General features: G+C 64.1%; 2 pseudogenes. Both read left to right on the forward strand.

Annotated elements, in window-relative coordinates:
* Window positions 1-245 (forward strand): annotated as a pseudogene (locus KLP42_RS27520) (hypothetical protein); the annotation flags it as partial.
* Window positions 245-521, forward strand: a pseudogene (locus KLP42_RS27525) (DUF2163 domain-containing protein); the annotation flags it as partial. The pseudogenes KLP42_RS27520 and KLP42_RS27525, both read left to right, overlap by 1 nt.

A 521-nucleotide genomic window follows, 5' to 3' on the forward strand; every position in this document is an offset into this window, starting at 1 on the left:
CCGGTGACTATATCGGGCTGGAGCGGGCCGGCGTCTATTACCTCGGCCGCGTGGTCGAGGTGAGCGGGGCGAACACCTCGCGGCAGATCGAGGTTGAACCCCCTCCGCTCGGGTCCGTCGCGCAACCTGGCGGGACTGTCCATTTTGTCCGTCCCCCGCTGATGACCAGGCCGGTCCCCGGCAGCTGGTCGAAACAGCAGAGCGGCAGCCGCACCGTGGCATCCTTTCAGCTGGTGGAAGTCTGATGGCGCTCTCTCCAGAAGTGAAGGCCCTGTATGATCAGGGGCGCGTTTCGACACGGCAGATGATCCGCTTCACCTTCGGGTCCGGTGTCTATGGTTTCATTTCCGCCAGCCGGCCACTGGTCTGGGGCGGTGTTGAATACAAGCCTTTCGGCCTGATCAAGGTGTCCGATCTCGGAAACGGGACGGGCACGACGGCCGATGGCAACTTCACCCTGACGCTCGCGGCAAGCCCCTCGATCGGCCTCACGCCTGACGTTCTCGTCCGGATCGAGGATG

The organism is Rhizobium sp. CSW-27 (assembly GCF_018760785.1).
GTDB lineage: Bacteria > Pseudomonadota > Alphaproteobacteria > Rhizobiales > Rhizobiaceae > Neorhizobium.